Genomic DNA, 20688 nt, shown 5'->3' on the forward strand with positions numbered 1-20688 from the left:
CGCCGGCATTATAGCCGGCAGACTCCCGTAAAACGGCGTTCACTACGGTTTTTGTCCAACAATCGTCGGAACAAGGCCCGGACCAAGTGGTTTACTGATGACTGACCCAGAAAATCGCGGTACCCACGACCAGGATAATCAGGAACAAAATCGCCCAGGCATCCACTTTGCTATCGGGTTTCGAAGCTTTGGTAGGGTTGCTCATTGCATCGCCTCTTGTCGGTTTTATCGGTGATTGCACGAAGACTCGCTCACAGTTAAGACGATGATTGCCCACACCACAAACGCGGGTTTATCAACAACGATTCTCGTTAGTCGTTTTGGTTCTTTACATATACTCAAACATCACTTTTGCGCATAACTGCAAACTGGTATCTTGCCCCGGCTCCGTTGGGAGTGCGCGGCCGTGCGCGCAGAATTGCCGAGGCAGTATCGGACTTCAGCAAGTCACAAAAAGCAGCTGGAACCGACCGGCCCAAGCCTGAGAACAGGACTTATATGTACGTATACGACGAGTACGATCAGCGGATCATCGAGGACCGCGTCAAGCAGTTCCGTGATCAAACCCGACGCTATCTGGCAGGCGAACTGAGCGAAGAAGAATTCCGCCCCCTGCGCCTGCAAAATGGCCTTTACATCCAGCGTTTCGCGCCGATGTTGCGGGTTGCGGTGCCTTACGGCCAACTGACTTCGCGCCAGACGCGGATGATGGCCAAGATTGCCCGTGACTTCGACAAGGGCTATGCCCACATCAGTACCCGGCAAAACGTGCAGTTCAACTGGCCAGCACTGGAAGATATTCCAGACATCCTGGCTGAACTGGCCACCGTGCAGATGCACGCGATCCAGACCAGTGGCAATTGCCTGCGCAACGTCACCACCGACCAGTTCGCCGGTGTCGCTGCCGACGAATTGATCGACCCGCGCCCCTGGTGCGAGATCGTCCGCCAGTGGACGACGTTCCACCCGGAATTCGCCTACCTGCCGCGCAAGTTCAAGATTGCCATCAACGGGTCGACTTCCGACCGTGCCGCTATCGAAGTCCATGACATCGGCCTCGAGCCAGTGCACAACGCCGCAGGCGAACTGGGCTTCCGTGTGCTGGTCGGTGGTGGCTTGGGCCGTACGCCGGTGGTGGGCGCGTTCATCAACGAATTCCTGCCGTGGCAAGACCTGTTGAGCTACCTCGACGCCATTCTGCGTGTCTACAACCGCTATGGCCGTCGCGACAACAAGTACAAGGCCCGGATCAAGATTCTGGTCAAAGCCCTCACGCCTGAAGTCTTCGCGCAAAAAGTCGACGCGGAAATGGAACACCTTCGCGGTGGCCAGACGACGCTGACCGATGCAGAAGTGCATCGTGTCGCCAAACACTTCGTCGATCCGGACTACAAGTCGCTGGACAACCTGTCCGCCGAACTGGCCGAGCTCGACCAGCAGCACCCTGGCTTCGCTCGCTGGCGCACGCGCAACACCCTGGCGCACAAGAAGCCGGGTTATGTCGCCGTGACCTTGTCCCTGAAGCCGACCGGTGTTGCTCCAGGCGATATCACCGACAAGCAGCTCGACGCCGTGGCCGACCTGGCCGACCGTTACAGCTTCGGTCAGCTGCGCACCTCCCACGAGCAGAACATCATTCTGGCCGACGTCGAGCAGAGCCAACTGTTCGCGATGTGGGGCGAATTGCGCGAGCAAGGTTTTGCCACGCCAAACATCGGCTTGCTGACCGACATCATCTGCTGCCCGGGTGGCGACTTCTGCTCCCTGGCCAACGCCAAGTCGATCCCGATCGCCGAATCCATCCAGCGTCGTTTCGACAACCTGGACTACCTGTTCGACATCGGCGAACTGGACCTGAACATCTCGGGCTGCATGAACGCCTGTGGTCACCACCACGTAGGCCACATCGGCATTCTCGGCGTGGACAAGAAAGGCGAAGAGTTCTACCAGGTTTCCCTGGGCGGCAGCGCCAGTCGCGATGCGAGCCTGGGCAAGATCCTCGGCCCGTCCTTCGCCCAGGACGCCATGCCGGATGTGATCGAAAAGCTGATCAACGTGTACGTGGAACAACGTACCGAAGACGAGCGCTTCATCGACACCTATCAACGTATCGGCATTGACCTCTTCAAGGAACGCGTCTATGCAGCGAATAATTAAGAACAACGAAGTCGTCGACGAAACCTGGCACTTGCTGCCCAAGGACTTCAACATCGACGAGATCAGCAACTGCGACGACCTGATCGTCCCGCTGACGCTGTGGCGCGAACACGCCCGGATGCTCAAGGCTCGCGACGGCGGTCTGGGCGTTTGGCTGGACGCTGATGAAGAAGCCGAAGAAATCGGTGAAGACGTGGACAACTTCCAGGTCATCGCCCTGAACTTCCCCGCCTTCACCGACGGGCGCAACTATTCCAATGCGCGCCTCCTGCGTGACCGTTACGGTTTCAAAGGAGAGCTGCGGGCCATTGGCGATGTGCTGCGTGACCAGTTGTTCTACCTGCGTCGCTGCGGGTTCGATGCCTTTGCATTGCGGGCCGACAAAGACCCGTACGAAGCGCTGGAAAGCCTCCAGGATTTTTCGGTGACCTATCAGGCCGCCACTGACGAACCGCTGCCGCTGTTCCGCCGCCGCTGATCGTCAAACCTTGAACCCCGTCCGGGGTTCAAGGCACTCCTCCCCTAGTGTGTATCGACCGGAATCGGTCGTCCCATGGCCACCCAGTCCCGGTACAGCCTCGCCTGATTCTCCAGCGCTGTGAAAAGAGCAAACGGATTTTCAGCGTCGACTTCGGCCACTTCGACATCCTGCACCAGCCGGGCCCACAACGCCTCTGACGCATCGGCTTCGCCCAGCAGTCGCCAGACCCGCGCCTGAAGCGGCAGGTAGTCCACCCGAAAATCTGCGGTCAGGCTCAGACCGTCAATAATCCGCAAAAAACGCGTGCCAAGCGGCTTCGCTTCCAGCCGTAGCCAAATCAATCGTCTGGCGAGTCGTTGTTCTTGAAGGCTTTCACGTAGCCATTCGTTGACGTCACCGTATTCGGGCCCCGGTTCGCTTAACCAGAGATTGATGCCTGTGCGCTTGCGGTGCTCCACAAGGCGCAACAGCGTGTCCTCGTCGGCCAATGGATTGCCGTACAACAGCACGCGATCCTGGGTGATGGCCTGGTTCAATACGGCCGGCGGCACCCGGTTGATCTGATTATTTCGCAGGTCCAGCACGTCCATGTACGGCGGGTCCATGATCCCGATCGGACATGAGCCGATTCGGGTATTTCTCAGGTTCAGCCAACGCAACTCTTCCATCCCCACCAGCAAAGGAGGGACGACCAACGGGTTGTCGCTCAAATCCAGTCGCTGCAATCGAGTCAGTTCGCTCAGTCGCGAGGCAGTCGCCTCCGTGAATTTCATTTCGGTTGACCTGAGATTCAACGAGGTGAGATGGCGCAATCGAGGAATTTGAGGGGGCAGAACGCTTTGCAGGTTCCCATCGATATCGGAAAGGCGTAAATCGACGCCTTCCAGATTCAAGGTGCGTAGGTTTGGGAAGCTTTCCAGAAATCCATTCAGGCTTTCACGCTCGAACAAATGCAAGCGACGCATCGACAAACCGGTCACATCGGCAAGACGAACATTCAGACTTGGCAGTCGATGACAGTCCTCAAAATCCATGTCTATTTCGAAACCGGTCAAGTGGCTGCCTGAATAATGACTGTCGTGGTGTGGCGCACGTTTTTGCCAGATTTCGCTGATTTCATCAGCCAGTTCCTCTCTGAATGCGCGCTCTTGCTGCATCGCGTTCTGGAACAATGTCAGGTTATGTGCCTCGATCTGCACAGCGCTCAGCCCATGCGCGTCAATGTCACCCACAGCCAGGAAAGGAATATCCATGTCTTCGACATCGTCTGCGGTCTGATTTATCCAAACGTCCAGATCGATGTTCAATTGCCGCAGCTGGTGGTTTAACCCGTCGATGTGCGCCTGGGCACTCGCCCCCGCCCGTTGCAGCACCTCATCTGCTTCTGCGGTGGAAAATTCGGGATAGATGTCCTTGAGCTGCAACCTCATCATTTCGTGCGTCAATGCCTCTGCCTGCGGTGTGGCCGGAAAGCCACCGCCCCGCAGACCCTGGGTTTCAAAGGGCAGCCTGCTGTCCATCCTGCCGGATCCGAGCATGAATTCAGACCGGGACATTGCCTGTTCGCCAATCTTGAGCCGTAGCTCACTGGCCGGATCAAGGGACGTGAGCTGCAACACCGAACGCTCATCGTCGGACAACACCCCGAGCACCGCACCGTAAAAGTCCGTTTGCCGGCCCTTGTACTGGTAGTGGTTTTGCGTCTTGATCAGGTGTCGTACATCCGGTGCATCCAGTGGGCCGGTACGGTCGAGCACTCGCCCGATGGCCGATTGATCAAGAACGTCTATCCGCAGGTTTTTGGGCCAGCCAGGGAGGTTTTTGAGTGAATGCAGCGCCAGTACCTCCGACTCCGGATTGAGCATCGAACGCAGATACAACCCCTCATATGCCCGGTTGAGCCTTACATGCTGCTGATATTGACGGGCCTTGCTGTCCAGGCGCTTGAACACTTGCAAGGCCTCGGCCGCCTCTGGCGGTCGCTGAATGTCCACGCCATAGCGGTCGAGCATTTGTTCGATAGCGTTTTTTGGCAAGCCTGGGTATTCACGTTGAAACAACCGTACCCATTCATGCGCAGACTGTTGAAGCATTTCATAACGGCTGTTGAACTGCTCCGGGCGCCCTGCCAGCCCGAGTTCCTGATCGATCTTGAAGCGGCTGATCGTATCGGCCAATAACGGTGTCGGTGGGCGCCCGGTTTGCATCAGGCGCAGCATGTCGTCATCGACCGCGCTGATTCTGCCGATTTGGGCGAGCATTTCATCACTGAAGGTGGCCACCGTCGGGCCGACTCCACGCAGGAGTTCCAGACGGGTTGGCAGGGTTGGAATGGGTTGAGCGCTCGCCCCAGGTGCCGGCGGCGCCACAGCAGGCTCGCCCTCACCGCGTTCAGCTTCCCCCAGCACTCTGATTTCCGCTGCATCGCGATCCGCCGAGCCTGCGACGCCGAGGATCGGCAAGGCATTGAGCAAGCCAAATACCGTGCGCGTCACACCCTCTGAACGCTGGCTTGCCGTCGCACCGTTCAGGGCCTGATCCAGGCCGTAACCGGCATCGATAAGCCCCGCCAATGCCAGCAGGCCCTCACCTCCAGGAACGAACAGGGCCAGAGGACCGAACCGATTGACCCACTGCACAATTGGTTCAACAACGGCGCTCAGATTGTCGCGATTGACCTGCGCATCGTCACGAATGGTTTTGACGCTGGCCAAGGCGGCCTGCTTCATTGTCAGCACCAGTTGCGCGAAGGGATCGGTGCCGGGGGGCGGGTCATCGAAGCCGATGTACACGGCAGGATCCCAGTAGCCATCATTGTTGAAAAAACCGGACTCTCGGGTTAACCGGTGCATTCGAGGATACAGGGCCATTCCCTCCAGCGCGGTCAGTACTCCCGCGTGATAGGTGCCGTCTGCGCGATCGTCCTCGGCAAAATGACGCGCAAGCGCCTGCCGCGTTTCAAGGACCCGCCCCTGCTCGACCACCCATTGGCGCAAGTGTCCGGTGTCGGCGAAATCATGCAGCGGCGAGGAGTTACCGGGGATGTACATCAGCATCCTGGCGCTGGACGGGCTGCGGAAGGTCCAGATATCGGTGGCGGTATAACGATAGAGTTTCAGGCGGCTCGCCTTCACCGCGGACGGCGTCGGGGTCGGAGCTTGCAGCGGGTTGATCGTCAGCGTTTCCCAGGTTTGCGCAGGCGGCAAACCGGCGGCCTGTAATGCTACGTGCAGCCCTTCTTGAGTCAGCATTTGGTCATGGCGCTGCAACCAGGCACTCATGACAAATGCCGCCTTGACCGACGTCCTCAAGGCATAGGGCGCGGGTGCCATAAGGACTTCGTCCGAGGGCCACGCCCGATCAAGGTAATCGCTGTACAGGTCCTGCAACTCCAGTTCCCAGACCCATTTCTTGAAATCCGCCGGGCGCAAGGCCAACTGTGTTTCGGGTCCGTAAACTTGAGGAACGGTGTGTCGATAGATGCCTTCATACGTCTGGTGATTGCCGCTGCCGTGGTCGGCGAACTCATCGACCTTCTCCACGATGCGTACCTGCGGGCCGACATCAGGCGGGGTGTATAAACCAAACGCTGTTTCACCGAATCGTCCGTCACCGACGGTCTGGTAGTTGAGAAGTAGAACCTGCAGCAACGATTGAGCGTTTGCGACTTGCCCTTGATGGATCCCGGCCTGTGCAGGATGCCCCTTGTAATCGTAATCGAGCGTGACCAGGAAGGTGGTCTGCGGATCGATGTCCCGCCCCCATTTTTTCGTGATCTGGTGCTCGCCAAACTGTTCGGGGGTCTGTGGCAGCGCGACGTCCACAATGTCTTTCAGTTCGTCGCGCATTTGCCGGCGCGGAGACGGATGCGGGCCGGCGACTTCGTCATGAGGAAGCTCATTCATGGTGCATTCCATTGCAGTTGATTGAGCCTCAACATTAACCCTCCCCCGATGGTCGGTAAGCAGGAAAGGGTCCCGCCCCCTCTCGGAAAAATCGTCAGCGTGAAAAGAAAGGCACCGTCGCAACTGGCGAAACCGGGCCTGACCCGGTTTCTTTTAACTTGCTGTTTGTTCAGGTAACCGACGGATCGGCTGGCGTCAGTCCGGGATGTCTGACCAAGGCTTCGGTCGTCAGGCGCCTGATTAATTGATCGACATCGTTTTTATGGTTTTCAATGATCGCGTTCATGCGCTGGGTTGCGGTTGCACGCGGCAAGTCCACCTGCGCCTCAAGTTGTGCAATGGCATCAGCACTGCGCTGATTAACAACGTGAAATGCCTCTTGATAGGTAGCGACTAAGTACTCGTACCAGAACCTCCAGGCACTGATCGAGGCCGACGGTGCCGCTGACGCCTCTGCGTTGACCACCTCTTGGTAAGCGTGCTCGAGCTGTTCGGGGGAAACGTCAACATCGCGCACGAAATTCATGTCCCTCGGCTGAGCGGGCAAGTCAAGGCGATGCGCCAGCCTCACACGGTAGATCAGGCTCAGTTCCTGGCCCTGTGCGCGACTGATCGACCCGGACAGGGCGCGACGGCCTATCTCGATCATGGCTTGCCGTTGCACCTCCCGCAGTCGAAACAAGCCTCTCATCAAACGAACCAGTTCTCCTTCGAGCGTACGCTCGCCCCCGCGGGCTGCAGCCACGGCTCGAAAACACAGGACCCGGACTTCAATATCGCTGAATAGACCCGAAGCGTCTTCGGCACCGACTCGCCCGATACGAGCCATCCGAAACAACGCCCGACGCAACCCATCGTCTTCGCCTGCGGCCTCCAGTACGTCCCATACACGCCTGCTCAAGTCGATTTGCAGCAGGTTGAAATCGGCGGTGTCATGCAGTTGGGCAAGCAGATGAAAGAAATCCCGGGACCACGGATAAGCCGACAATGAGTTCCAGAGCGCTTGTTTACTGGCTAATGGCACCCCTGTCAGGCCGCTCATCCAGATGGCGCCGTGCCTGGCCAAATCCGGCTGCACTGCCGCCGCCTGACGGTAATCGGCGGTCAGGACGCCCAAGCTGATTCCGCTGGATTGTTGATAAGCAGAAAGCTCACCCAAACTTGAGGATGAAAGCGGATTGCCATTAACGTTGGTGCCGCGGTTCAACTCGGCTCGGCCCTTGTAAACCGACTCGGGAATTTGTGCGATGAGGTTGTCGCGCAAATCCAGCATCTGCAGCTCGCTAAGGCCGTTGACCCCCACTGGCCAGTCGTTGATCCCGGTGCCGCGCAATGCAAGTTGCCGTAGTTTTTGCAGGGAAGTGACAGTCGGAACTCGCCCAAGGGTCGGGTTGAAGCTCAGGTTCAAAGAGTGCAGATGTTCCCTGGCGGCCAGCAACCTGACTGATTCGGGCGTCAGATAAATCTGGTTATCGCTCAAATCCAGGTGTTCCAGCCTGGGCATGATCTCGATCGCTTGAGGAATTCGCGTCAGATGATTGTTGACCAGGCTCAACGTGCGCAGGTTCGTGAAATTGCGCAGAAACGCATTCAGTCCCGCACTCGCTCCTACCTTGTCCATCTCCAGGGCGCCGATGTGACCGAAGTCACCAACAATGACAGGCAGATCCCCCAGCGATTGCGCATCGAAACCCAGGCTGTAAAGCGTTTGCGCCGAGCCTGGCATGAGGCCGGTCTCTTTGCGCCAGGCGCGCAAAATCGCCATGGCCGCCCGTTCCTTGCTGTGTGGCGGCACCTTGAGTCTTGGACCGTCGCCCTCTTGGTAGTGTGTCTCGCTATGGACCCAGCGCTCTAGCGAATGACGGATGGCATGAATTTCCTGACGAAGATTTTCCAGTGCCCTGATGACCAGCACTTCGTCCGTTCCCAGGGTTGTCAGGAACCGGTCGATCTCGGCATCCGAATGCAACGGGTACAGTTCCTGAGCACGCTGCATCACCTCTGGCGAGCGACCTGAAGATCCGCTCGAAGTGCCTGCTCCCAGCAAGGTCACTCTTTCGGCCTTCCGATCAGCCAGGCCCATAGGCGAGCTGTATCCAACGCGTGCCGTCTCGATACCAATGGCCTGGGCAATGAGACTTCGGCGCTGCAGAGCCAGCATGGTGATTTTTTTCCTTAACGCCACACCAGCATCGTTCGCTTCGACCCCCAGCACGTTGCGGACATTGACTGGCAAGCTCTCCCATAGCGTTTGAAAAAAATGCGCGCGGGTGCGTTTCAGGTGCTCGGACAACACCTTGTCATTACCATCAGACGCCTTAAACCGGTCAGGGTAGGCTTCAAAGTAAATCTTGTGTGCCGCGGCGTTCGAACCAATAGTGGCCTTGTCCTGCGAATGAACAGCCCATTCGACGATCTCGACAAACACATCATTCGACCACCCAGGAAGATGCTTGAGGGTGTTGAGTATCAAGCGGTCCGTATCCATCCCACTTGCCGCATCCAGATAAAGCCCTTCATACGCCCGGTTCAGGCGCACGACTTGCGCATACCGCCGAGCTTCTTCGACCAGACGCAACGGTACCTTTCCCTCTTCGAGTTCGAGCCATTCGGCAACATCGGCGTTGTGTACCAACTCGTCAGCAACGCTGGCAGGCAATTGCGCAAACTCCTCCCGCACAGGTGCGGCCTTCGTCTGCGAGCTGACGTCAGCGCGCTGATAGACACGGGCAAAAAGCGCCAGCCTATTGCGTTCGGACTGCTCGGCAATCATTTTGCTCAAGGCCTGCGCCTGCAGCGTTTGGTCGGTCGTCGTCACGCCAAGCAGGCGTGCGCGCTCTTTCGTGTCAAGCGCCGTCAGCAGGGCTGGATAAAACTGTCCCTTGTCTAACAGACGCTCTGCGATGTTTATTTGTCGAGGCGCTGAAGCAGGGCCGTAACGCCTGACTTCAGCCCCGGTGGTGTCCGTAATACGCACGCTCGCGTTTTCGGGCCATTGACCCACGGACGTCAGCAGGTGCAACTGCAGGTCGGCGTCCGCTTGCGGTGCGGAGGACGGCAGGCTCATTTGCGCAATGAAGCGACTGACGGCCTTGTCCGCGCGAAAGCGTCGAGTGGTGTCGACCAGCGTAGCCATGGGCTTGCTTCTATTGAGGTACAGCCGTTGTAACAGGTGTTCGTCGATGCCGCTGGCCGCGAGGATTTGTGCTCCTTCCATGTCCGAAAAGTCTTCTTCGCGATAGCCGAGGCGCCGAAACAACGTGAGCAGATCCCATGTCTGCGGCAGTTCGGACTCATGTCGCCACGCACCAGCGCCGTTGGTTTCCAGCACGGGGGAATAGCGTTCAGGCGTGACAGGGTGCTCAATCTCCCACAAGCCGGTGCCTTGTACGGGACGGATCGCAAAGCTATCCATGCCGGTTCGCAAGTATCGACCTTCACGCCACGAGACAAGCCCCTGGTCATCGACAGCGAGCCTGCGCGGCACGGATGAAGTCTGCCGATAGGCCTTCAGATCCGGTTTCCATAACCGTAAAGAACCGGACCCAGCCGTGACGAATCTCAAGCGGCCAATGAAACTCGAGGTATTGATCACCCTGAAGCCTTTGCCTGCCGCCACGCCGCCGCCGGCCATTGCCGTCATCAGAATCAGGTTTTCGATGACGTCGAATAGATAATCCGTGGCCTGCTCCTGCTCACCCTCGGACCAGCTTTCAATGCCTTCGTAAACTTGCGCCAGAAGCTGAAGGCCCGCGACCGCAAACATCGCCTCGCCGACGACTGGAATGAACGAGGAGAAAAACAGCAACGTATTGAGGCCAATGGTTTTATAAGTCTCCAGCCTGTCCAGACGCGTTTTTTCGTCCTCGTCATCCGTTGGCACCACCAGTAATCGCGCATCTGCAAGGACGTGTGCTGAGCGCTGGTTGAACATCGCCACGAACACCTCAGCGTCAAGATCGAACCCATCGACCGGTACATAGACACTTTTCTGAGGAAGTGGTGATGTGTTTGCAGACAGCAGCCTGGCATTAAGCGTCGAGAGAAACCCGGGACGATCACCGAGCAAAATGAAACGCATGAAAAACTGGCGAAAATCGGCATTTCTCAAACGATCGCTGAGCTCGGTTTCAAAATATTTAAACGACGCGTATTCCTTCAGCGGGTGCAAAGGATCACCCGGCAAGTACACCACGCACCGGTAATCGTCATCTGCATGCTCGCTGACAGGGCCAATAAAAAACACACCGTGCAGTTTTACATTCAGTAGTTCCAAGCCTTGATAACCCGGCGAGTTCTTCCCCAGCTTGAGGGATGAGGCATCATTCCTGACCGACTTCAGCAGGTCGTACACATCGGCGCCGATATGTTTTTTCATGAATGCAATGTGCATCTCGACTTCAAACTGATTTTTTGCAAAGGCGACGTATTTATCACGTAACTGGAGATTACCAAATACCGCTTTAATGTGATTTTGATACTGCTCACCCAAGTCAAGCGTTCGACAAAGTTGCGCAAACTCATGGGGTTTGATCGCCAGAATGTTGTCGGAGCCGCCATTAATTAGCGCAGGTGCATAAATTAAAGAATACTCATTGTAGTGACCAGGCTCCGTCTCGGCGGATTCGAAGTTTTCGCAGGCCGCCATCAACAGATCCCGATCAATCGGCGTTACCAGCTTTTTCCGGAGCCCCAGCAGACTCGATGTAGAACGAACATGCTGAAAGATGACACCTTGCACATCGAGCTTTCTACGCAACTTGTCTGACACGGCTTTTGCCAGCAAAGGCCGACAAAACTTCTCAGGTGATTTCAACGCCGTCAACAACGTCGCCACCGCGTTTCGTGTTTGATGACTCGCCAACAAACGTTGGCGCAAGGCGTCACGGACATCTGCAGGTGATTCAAGCACCCAGGAAGGTGCTTGCTGTTTAATGAGAGAAAAGAAAACGCCCTGTTGTTCTGGCGTCATGTCCACCCGTAGCGCGTTAATATTTTTAACAGGCATGCTCAATAACCTTAGAACTGATAAGAACCCTCAGACTAACGTCGAGATGCTTTAAAGAAAATTCCGATTACTTGATGAACGACAGGCTAAAAAAAGCAGAATTATAAAACTATAAACTATCTATATACTGCACAAGCCCCATACAAGATAAAGAGCGCTTGTCACCGGATACCGGCAACAAGGCCCTTCTCGAAGTTTTTACCAGAAGCGTTGCTGAGTCAATCGACTCCACCAGGTCAGCAAGACACGGTCAACTGAACCGCTGGCCGCCATGCCAATGCGCTCTTGCAGACTTTTGCGTTCGGCATAGTGCAGGTGATAAAGCTCGGATTTTTTGGCTCGCTCGGAGAGGTATTCATCACTGGTCTTGAGTTCGTCCACCAGTTGATTGTCCATCGCCGCGACGCCCAGCCAGATTTCACCAGTGGCGACCTTATCGATGTCCAGTTGCGGGCGGTAGCGCGAGACAAAGTTCTTGAACAGCTGATGCGTGACGTCCAGGTCTTCCTGAAACTTCTCACGGCCCTTCTCGGTGTTCTCGCCGAACACGGTCAAGGTGCGCTTGTACTCACCCGCGGTCAGCACTTCGAAGTCGATGTCGTGTTTTCTCAACAGACGATTGACGTTAGGCAACTGCGCGACCACACCGATGGAACCCAGGATCGCAAAGGGTGCGCTGATAATCTTCTCGCCGATGCACGCCATCATGTAGCCGCCGCTGGCTGCGACCTTGTCGATGCACACCGTCAGCGGCACGCCCGCGTCACGGATGCGCGCCAGTTGCGAGGAGGCCAGACCGTAGCTGTGCACCATGCCGCCGCCGCTCTCCAGGCGCAACACGACTTCGTCCTTAGGCGTGGCCAATGTCAGCAACGCGGTGATCTCGTGGCGCAGGCTTTCAGTGGCTGATGCCTTGATGTCACCATCGAAATCCAGCACAAATACCCGGGATTTGGCCTCAGGCTTCTTCTTTTGCTTTTTCTCGGTTTTAGCCTGGGATTTGCGCAGCGCCTTGAGCTGATCCTTGTCGAGCAACGTCTGCTCCAGGCGTTCACGCAGGCCCTTGTAGAAATCATTAAGCTTGCTGACCTGCAATTGGCCGGCCGATTTGCGTCGGCCTTTGCTACGCAACGCCGCGAAGCTGGCCAGGACCACCAGAATGGCGACCACCAGTGTCACGGTCTTGGCCAGAAAACTGGCGTACTCGGACAAAAACTCCACAGTGACTCCTTCAATACTAAGCGCAGCTTAAACAGGCGCGGATGTGTCCAGCATACCCATGCGCCGGCTTGTCGGCCAGCCGCGAAACCTCAGGCAACAGGCCTGCAACGGGCATTTCAAACAAGCGTATGTTTTTTCATTGACAGCTCATCGCCATCCTCATAACCTCGCCAAACCTTCAACGTGCGGGAAGACGTGGACGTGGGCAGCATCTATCTGATTCGACATGGCCAGGCCTCCTTTGGTGCAGACGACTATGACGTTCTGTCGCCCACTGGTATTCGCCAGGCAGAAATCCTCGGCCAGCACCTGGCGGAGTTCGGTATCAGCTTTGATCGCTGCCTTTCAGGTGACCTGCGCCGCCAGCAACACACGGCCAACAGTGCACTTGAGCAGTTCGCCGCCGTGGGCTTGCCCGTCCCGATCCTGGAAACCGATGCCGCATTCAATGAATTCGACGCCGATGCGGTGATCCGCGCACTCTTGCCGGCCATGTTGCAGGATGAACCTGAAGCCCTGCACATCCTGCGCAATGCCGCGCAAAACCGTGCCGAGTTCCAGCGCATCTTCGCCCTGATCATCGAGCGCTGGCTGGCCGGCACCTACGACACGCCCGGACTTGAAAGCTGGCTGGGGTTCGTCGAGCGGGTGCAGGCGGGGTTGCAGCGCATCCTCGAACAGGCCGACAACACACAGAAAATCGCCGTGTTTACCTCCGGCGGCACCATCACCGCCCTGCTCCACCTCATTACGCAAATGCCTGCCCGCCAGGCCTTTGAATTGAACTGGCAAATCGTCAACACCTCGCTCAACCACTTGAAGTTTCGTGGTCGCGAGGTGGCACTGGCTTCCTTCAACAACCATGCACACCTGCAACTGTTGAAGGCCCCGGAACTCATCACGTTTCGTTGAGTCCGGACTATTGTGACCCTGGCTGTAATCACCCAGCTCTAATTACCCAAGAAAGGATCGAACCATGACCTCCGTAGCTGACGCCGTACAAGCAATGAAAGCCAAGTTCAACCCAGCCGCTGCAGCCGGTCTGGACCTGGTATTCGGTTTCCGCATTGACGACACCAAGAACTTCTCGCTGATCGTCAAAGACAGCACCTGCGAACTGCTAGAAGGCGAAAACCCTGACGCTCAGGTGACGTTGGTGATGGACGGCGAGACGCTGCAAGGCATCGTCGACGGTTCGACCGACGGCATGCAAGCCTTCATGGGCGGCAAACTGCGCGCCGAAGGCGACATGATGCTGGCCATGAAACTGTCCGAGCTGTTCCCGGCCTAAGTACGCCGCTCCCGACCTTCGGGGGCACATCTGGCTGCAAACGAATCCCGCCCTTCGAGGCGGGATTCGTCGTTTTTCGTCTCCGTAAAACGGCTGCCTGCGGATTTGCCGTCTATATTCCTTCTGGCCGCTCGCGTCAGACATAGGCCGCTTGCCCCCGATCGTTTTACGCGGAGCACTGCCATGAGCCCACCTGATGACCACGATGGCTACAATCGCCGACGTGTACTGCAAGGCCTGTCGGCGGGTGCCGTCGGTGCCTGGATCAGCCCGCTATTCGCAGGGAGTAAAACCATGCCTGACGCCCCGGCCGACCTCATTCTCTACAATGGACGCCTGCACACCGTCGATCGCAAGAAACCCCAGGCCAGTGCCGTCGCAATCAAGGACGGACGTTTCGTGGTGGTCGGCAGCGACGCCCAGGCCATGGCCCTGCAAGGTCCTGGCACACAGATCATCGACCTCCACGGTCGCACGGTGATTCCCGGTCTCAACGACTCACACTTGCACCTGATCCGCGGCGGTTTGAACTACAACCTCGAACTGCGCTGGGAAGGCGTGCCGTCACTGGTCGACGCCCTGCGCCTGCTCAAGGACCAGGCGGACCGCACACCCACGCCGCAATGGGTACGGGTGGTCGGTGGCTGGAATGAATTCCAGTTCGCCGAAAAGCGCCTGCCCACAATCGAAGAGCTGAACAAAGCCGCACCGGACACGCCCGTATTCGTCCTCCACCTTTACGACCGCGCCCTGCTCAACCGCGCGGCGTTGAAAGTGGTTGGCTACACCCGCGATACGCCGAACCCGCCGGGCGGCGAGATCCAGCGCGATGCCAACGGCGAGCCGACGGGCATGCTGATCGCCCGCCCGAACGCGATGATCCTGTACTCGACCCTCGCCAAAGGGCCGAAACTGCCCCTGGAGTATCAGGTCAATTCCACCCGCCAGTTCATGCGCGAACTCAATCGCCTGGGGGTTACCAGCGCCATTGATGCCGGCGGTGGTTATCAGAACTACCCGGACGATTACCAGGTCATCCAGCAACTGGCCAGGGACAAGCAACTGACCGTGCGCATCGCCTACAACCTGTTCACCCAAAAACCCAAGGAAGAGCTGACCGACTTCAAAAACTGGACCAGCACCTCCCGTTACGGTCAGGACGATGATTTTTTACGGCACAACGGCGCCGGGGAGATGCTGGTGTTCTCGGCGGCGGATTTCGAGGATTTCCTCGAACCTCGTCCCGACCTGCCGCAAACCATGGAACAGGAACTGGAACCGGTGGTGCGGCATCTGGTGGAACAACGCTGGCCGTTCCGCCTGCACGCCACTTACAACGAATCCATCAGCCGCATGCTCGACGTCTTCGAGAAGGTCAATCGCGATATACCATTCGATGGTTTGCCGTGGTTCTTCGATCATGCCGAAACCATCACCCCGCAGAACATCGAACGGGTCAAAGCCCTCGGCGGCGGCATTGCGATCCAGGATCGCATGGCGTTCCAGGGCGAATATTTCGTTGACCGGTACGGCGCCAAAGCGGCCGAGCACACGCCTCCCATTGCGCGCATGCTCGCCGAAGGTATTCCGGTCGGCGCCGGCACCGATGCCACGCGGGTGTCCAGTTACAACCCGTGGACCTCTCTCTACTGGCTGGTCAGCGGCCGTACCGTAGGTGGCCTGGAGTTGTACCCCCAAGGTTTGAGCCGCGACACGGCGCTGGAGTTGTTCACCCATGGCAGCGCCTGGTTTTCATCCGAGCAAGGCAAGAAAGGCCAGATCAAAGCCGGGCAACTGGCGGACCTGATCGCGCTGTCGGCCGACTATTTTCACATCGAGGATGAAGCCGTCAAATGGATCGAATCGGTGCTGACGATCGTTGATGGCAAGATCGTCTACGGTACGGCGGAGTTCGAAAAACTCGGGCCACCGCCCGTGCCGGTCGTACCGGAGTGGTCGCCGGTGGTCAACGTGCCGGGGCACTGGAAACCCCTGGCGCCGATGACGGCGCAGGTTCATCACTGCGTGGGGGCATGTGCGGTGCACGCACACAGCCATGAACGGGCGCGATTATCCTCTGCGCCGGTCAGCGATTTCCAAGGATTCTGGGGGGCGTTTGGCTGTTCGTGTTTTGCGTTTTGAACGGCGCCTGCCAGACAACAGGAGTGCCCCGTGGGAGCGAAGCTTGCGCGCGATGATGATGGAACAGGCCATATCAAATTTGAATAAAAAATTGCCATCGCGAGCAGGCTCACTTCCACAGTGGGCGACGCAAGCTTCAAATCAGCTCACGTCGAAGGCTGACTAGCTTTAGTGGTTGATCTGCTTTTGATCTGCTTTTGATGTTGATCTTCTTGCCGCCTCGAGAGGCCGAGCGCAGGTTCTGCGCAGTGGGCAACCCGGCATGGATGCCGGGTTAGCCGCGCACGGCCATGGATGGCCGATCGCGGCGGGCCCACGGAGCAGGACCGGAGCCGAGGGTATGCCGAGCCTAAGCGAGGCACCGAACGACAGGGGCAAGAGCGTTTGGTTACTTTGCGCTTTTCAAAGTGACTCGCTGTAAAAGCGAAACCAATAGCAGCCGTTACCGCAGAAATGGATATGTACACCCGAAAAATTCCGCCGCCGTCCAAACCGCTATCGCCAGCAGGCTAGCTCCCACAATTGATCTGGGTACATCAGCGAGAGACAGGTCAACTGTCAGGCCGCCTTCGCAGGCAAGCCAGCTCCCACAATTGATCTGGGTGCATCAGCGAGAGACTGGTCAACTGTCAGGCCGCCTTCGCAGACAAGCCAGCTCCCACAATTGATCTGGGTACATCAGGGAGAGATCGGTCGGCTATCAGGCCGCCGTCGCGAGCAGGCTTTGCTCCTACAGCAGGATCACCGCTGCAACAACAACAACGCCACCAACGCCGTCCACCCCGTTTGATGACTGGCCCCCAATCCGCGCCCGGTCTCCCCATGAAAGTACTCATGGAACAACATCAGGTCGGCGCTGGCAGGATCAGCCTGCAACTGTGGATACCCCTGCATCGACGGTCGATTCCCCTCTTCATCGCGTAAAAACAACCGGGTGATGCGCTCGTTCAGGCTGTCGGCCACTTCTTCCAGCGACGCCAGAAACCCCGAGCCGGTCGGGTATTCCACAGAAAAATCTTCATCGTAATAACGATGAAACTCACGCAGTGATTCGATCAGCAGGTAGTTGATCGGCATCCACACCGGCCCGCGCCAGTTTGAATTACCGCCGTACAAACGCGACTCGGACTCGGCAGGTTCATACCGGGCGCACAGCTGATGACCGTCGATCTGCAAGCCAAAGGGCTGCTCGGCGAAGGCCTTGGACAATGACCGAACTCCGAAAGGCGATAGAAACTCTTCTTCATCCAGCATTCGTCTCAGCAGATCCTTGGTTCGCTCGCCCCTCAACAGCGCCAGCAGCATGCGGTTGTCCTCACCCGGTTCGGTCCAGCGCGACACCAGACTCGCCAGGTCCGGCCGGTGGCGCATGAAACCGAGCAGACGCTCACGCAACCCCGGCAATCCTTCGTGTTCGTGCTGTTCCAGCACCTGCACGGCAAACAGCGGCATCAGGCCCACGATCGAACGTAAGCGCAATGGTTCGTTGATGCCGTCGGGACGGTGCAGCACGTCATAGAAAAAATGATCCTGCTCGTCCCACAAGCCTTCGGCCTCCGAGTCGACCCGATTGATCGCTCCGGCGATGTACAGGAAGTGTTCGAAGAACTTCACCGCGATGTCCACGTAGACGCTGTTGCGCTTGGCCAGTTCCAGCGCGATGCGCATCAGGTCCAGCGCATAGGCGGCGACCCACGCTGTGCCATCGGCCTGGTCGAGTTGATAGCCGGTCGGTAGCAGCGCCGAGCGGTCAAACAGCGCGATGTTATCCAGCCCCAGAAAGCCGCCCTGAAACAGGTTGCGACCCTCGGCGTCCTTGCGGTTGACCCACCAGGAAAAATTCAGCAGCAGCTTGTGGAATATCCGTTCGAGAAAGTCCAAGTCGCCGATGCCGGTCAGCGCTTTGTCTTGCTGATACACCCGCCAGCTGGCCCACGCATGGACCGGTGGATTGGCGTCGTCGAAGCGCCATTCGTAGGCCGGCAACTGGCCGTTGGGGTGCATGAAGCGGTCTTTCACCAGCAGCAACAATTGATGCTTGGCGAATCCCGGATCGATCAGCGCGTAGGCCACCGCCTGGAAACCCAGGTCCCACGAGGCATACCACGGGTATTCCCAGGTATCGGGCATCGAAACAATGTCGAAATTCGACAGGTGCCGCCAATGCTTGTTGCGCAGGTTCGAACGTCCCGGTGGCGGCGCCGGTTGCGCAGGATCGCCATCGAGCCACCGATTGACGTCGAAGTCGTACAGCTGCTTGGACCACAGCAATCCCGCCAGTGCCTGGCGCTGAACATTGCGCGCATCCGGGTCACTGATGCCGCTTTGCAGCGCCGCGTAGAACCCGTCGGCCTCGCTGCGCCGGCGTTCAAACAGCGCACCGGCGTTCAACTTGCGTGCCCCGGCTGGCGCGAAACGCACGTAGACGCTGCGTGTCTGCGAGCCTTCGAAAGTCAGCGCAAAATGCGCGGCCACCTTTGTTCCCGCATCACGGCGTATCGCCTCTTCACAGCCATCGACCAGGAAATCATTGATCCCGTCCTTGAACGGTCCCAGTGCTGCCACACCATCGAGTTTCGGAAAGTTGCTCTGGTTTTCGCAGAACAGCCACTGGCAATCCGTCTCGCCCCATGCGCTGGCGACTCGATCATTCAGCAGCGGGTGTCGGGCCAGCACCTGCTCGCCCTTCAGGGTCAGGCCGGGTTTTTGCCCGTCGGGTTCCCAGCTCCAGGTGTTGCGCGCCCACAGCTGCGGCAATACGTGCAAGCGGGCCGGCTGATCAGAACGGTTCTGCACGGTGACGCGCATGAAGATGTCGTCGGGCGCCTGCTTCGCGTATTCCACTGTCACGTCGAAATAGCGACCGTCCTCGAAAACGCCCGTGTCGAGGATTTCGCACTCGGTATCGGCCAGGCCGCGGCGGCGGTTTTCAGCCAACAGATCGGCGTAGGGGAACTCGCCCTGAGGGTATTTGTAGAGCATGCGCATGTAGGCGTGGCTGGGCACGCCGTCGACGAAAAAGTACAGTTCCTTGACGTCCTCACCGTGATTGCCTTCGGTGTTGTCCAGGCCAAAGAGCCGTTCCTTGATAATCGGGTCGCGCTCGTTCCACAAGCCCAAACCCAGGCACCAACGCTGAGCCTTGTCAGAAAACCCGGCGAGCCCGTCTTCGCCCCAGCGATAGGCCCGACTGCGCGCGTGATCGTGGGGAAAGTAACGCCAGGCATCGCCGTCGGCACTGTAGTCTTCCCGCACCGTGCCCCACTGACGCTCGCTCAAATACGGCCCCCATTCGCGCCAATGCTCGGAATCACTGCCGGCCAGACGCTGGCCTTCAGGGGTACCGAGGATGTTCGCAGCGTGTTTGGCGGTCATGGGCAGGTCCGTCGGGCGAGCGTCGGGTGGAGTGTAGTGCGTCATCTGTGGCGAGGGAGCTTGCTCCCGCTGGGCTGCGGAGCGGCCCCTTCATTTGCAGTATTACCGTGTCGCCTGAGTTTGCGACTGCTGCGCAGCCGAGCGGGAGCAAGCTCCCTCGCCACAGGTTAGTGGTGCTCTTACAATGCCCGAACCCCCCACACCGGCCACCCCATGGACATCGAACTCGCCCGCACCTTTCTGGAAATCGTCCGTCACGGCAGCCTCGCGGCGGCGGCGGAAAAACTCCACGTCACCCAGACCGCCATCACCGCACGGGTGCAAAAACTCGAGAGCCAGTTGGGCAGCACGTTGTTTGTGCGCAATCGCGCCGGTGCCCGCCTGACACCTAATGGCGAGGCGTTCGTGGTGTACGCCAATCAACTGGTGGAAACCTGGGAAGCCGCGCGCCGGGATTTGCCGTTGCCCGAGGGCTACCACAACGTGTTGCATATCGGTGGCGAGGTCAGCCTGTGCAACCCGCTGATGCTCAGTTGGGCCGGCGAACTGCGGGAGAAGATCCCCAGCCACGCCCTGAGACTGGAAATTCGCGACGGTGAGAACCTGTTGCGCCAGCTGGAGCTGGGCGTCCTGGACGCGGCACTGGTCTTCCAGCCTGAGTATTGGCCACGACTGCAAGTCGAGCAGGTGCTGGAAGAAAAACTCGTACTTGTGCGTCTGGTAGCCAAACCCGATCCCTATGTCTATATCGACTGGGGCCCGGATTTTCGCCGCCAGCACGATGCGGCGCTGCCGGACAAGGCCAAGGCAGCGTTGAGCTTCAACCTCGGCCCGCTGGCGTTGCAGTTCATTCTGGAACACGGCGGCAGCGGCTATTTTCGTACCCGGGTCGTCCAGAGCTACCTGGAAAGCGGCGTGATGGAGAAGGTGCCAAAGGCCCCGGAATTCAACTACCCGACCTATCTGGTCTACTCCCGCGATCGTGATTCGGCAACGTTGCAGCAAGCGTTCGAACTTCTACGCGAAGTTATCAAGACCGACGATGACTGGTCGCAACGCTGGGACCCGCTCACCTGATGACGGTTTGCACCGGAGCATGGCGTTTGTG

10 protein-coding genes are annotated in these 20688 nt (G+C 58.2%); 6 read left to right on the plus strand and 4 right to left on the minus strand.

Annotation, left to right across the window (positions count from 1 at the left end):
- Window positions 1-498 precede the first annotated feature (498 nt).
- Window positions 499-2157, plus strand: a complete 1659-nt coding sequence (locus tag ACA063_RS16185; protein ID WP_162439324.1) for a nitrite/sulfite reductase — start codon at window positions 499-501, stop codon at window positions 2155-2157.
- Window positions 2141-2635 (plus strand): DUF934 domain-containing protein, encoded by a 495-nt coding sequence (locus ACA063_RS16190; RefSeq protein ID WP_162439323.1) that lies wholly within the window; start codon window positions 2141-2143, stop codon window positions 2633-2635. The genes ACA063_RS16185 and ACA063_RS16190 overlap by 17 nt, the downstream gene beginning before the upstream one ends.
- Window positions 2636-2679: 44 nt before the next feature.
- Here ACA063_RS16190 and ACA063_RS16195 read toward each other — a convergent pair whose 3' ends face one another.
- The 3 genes from ACA063_RS16195 to sohB form a co-directional block, all read right to left on the minus strand.
- Window positions 2680-6543, minus strand: a complete 3864-nt coding sequence (locus ACA063_RS16195) for a leucine-rich repeat domain-containing protein (RefSeq protein WP_497662454.1) — start codon at window positions 6541-6543, stop codon at window positions 2680-2682.
- 169 nt (window positions 6544-6712) lie between these two features.
- On the minus strand, window positions 6713-11551 hold the full coding sequence (locus tag ACA063_RS16200) for an NEL-type E3 ubiquitin ligase domain-containing protein (RefSeq protein WP_497662455.1): 4839 nt from the start codon (window positions 11549-11551) through the stop codon (window positions 6713-6715).
- 198 nt (window positions 11552-11749) lie between these two features.
- Window positions 11750-12772, minus strand: a complete 1023-nt coding sequence (gene sohB, locus ACA063_RS16205; protein ID WP_497662456.1) for a protease SohB — start codon at window positions 12770-12772, stop codon at window positions 11750-11752.
- Between the two features lie 201 nt (window positions 12773-12973).
- Here sohB and ACA063_RS16210 point away from each other — a divergent pair, with 201 nt between their 5' ends.
- From ACA063_RS16210 to ACA063_RS16220, 3 genes are all read left to right on the plus strand, one after another.
- A complete protein-coding gene (locus tag ACA063_RS16210) occupies window positions 12974-13684 on the plus strand; it encodes a histidine phosphatase family protein (RefSeq protein WP_497662457.1) in 711 nt (236 codons plus the stop codon).
- A gap of 64 nt (window positions 13685-13748) precedes the next feature.
- A complete protein-coding gene (locus tag ACA063_RS16215; protein ID WP_497662458.1) occupies window positions 13749-14063 on the plus strand; it encodes an SCP2 sterol-binding domain-containing protein in 315 nt (104 codons plus the stop codon).
- A 294-nt stretch (window positions 14064-14357) separates the two neighbouring features.
- Window positions 14358-16205 (plus strand): amidohydrolase, encoded by a 1848-nt coding sequence (locus tag ACA063_RS16220; RefSeq protein WP_497666537.1) that lies wholly within the window; start codon window positions 14358-14360, stop codon window positions 16203-16205.
- A 741-nt stretch (window positions 16206-16946) separates the two neighbouring features.
- On the opposite strand, the gene ACA063_RS16225 is transcribed toward ACA063_RS16220, so the two are convergent.
- On the minus strand, window positions 16947-19580 hold the full coding sequence (locus ACA063_RS16225; protein WP_497662459.1) for an MGH1-like glycoside hydrolase domain-containing protein: 2634 nt from the start codon (window positions 19578-19580) through the stop codon (window positions 16947-16949).
- Window positions 19581-19793: 213 nt separating this feature from the next.
- On the opposite strand from ACA063_RS16225, the gene ACA063_RS16230 reads away from it, so the two are divergent.
- Window positions 19794-20657: a LysR family transcriptional regulator gene (locus ACA063_RS16230; RefSeq protein ID WP_497662460.1), complete on the plus strand. Its 864-nt coding sequence runs from the start codon at window positions 19794-19796 to the stop codon at window positions 20655-20657.
- The last annotated feature ends 31 nt before the right edge of the window (window positions 20658-20688 follow it).

The sequence above is a fragment of the Pseudomonas sp. LBUM1643 genome, assembly GCF_059716215.1.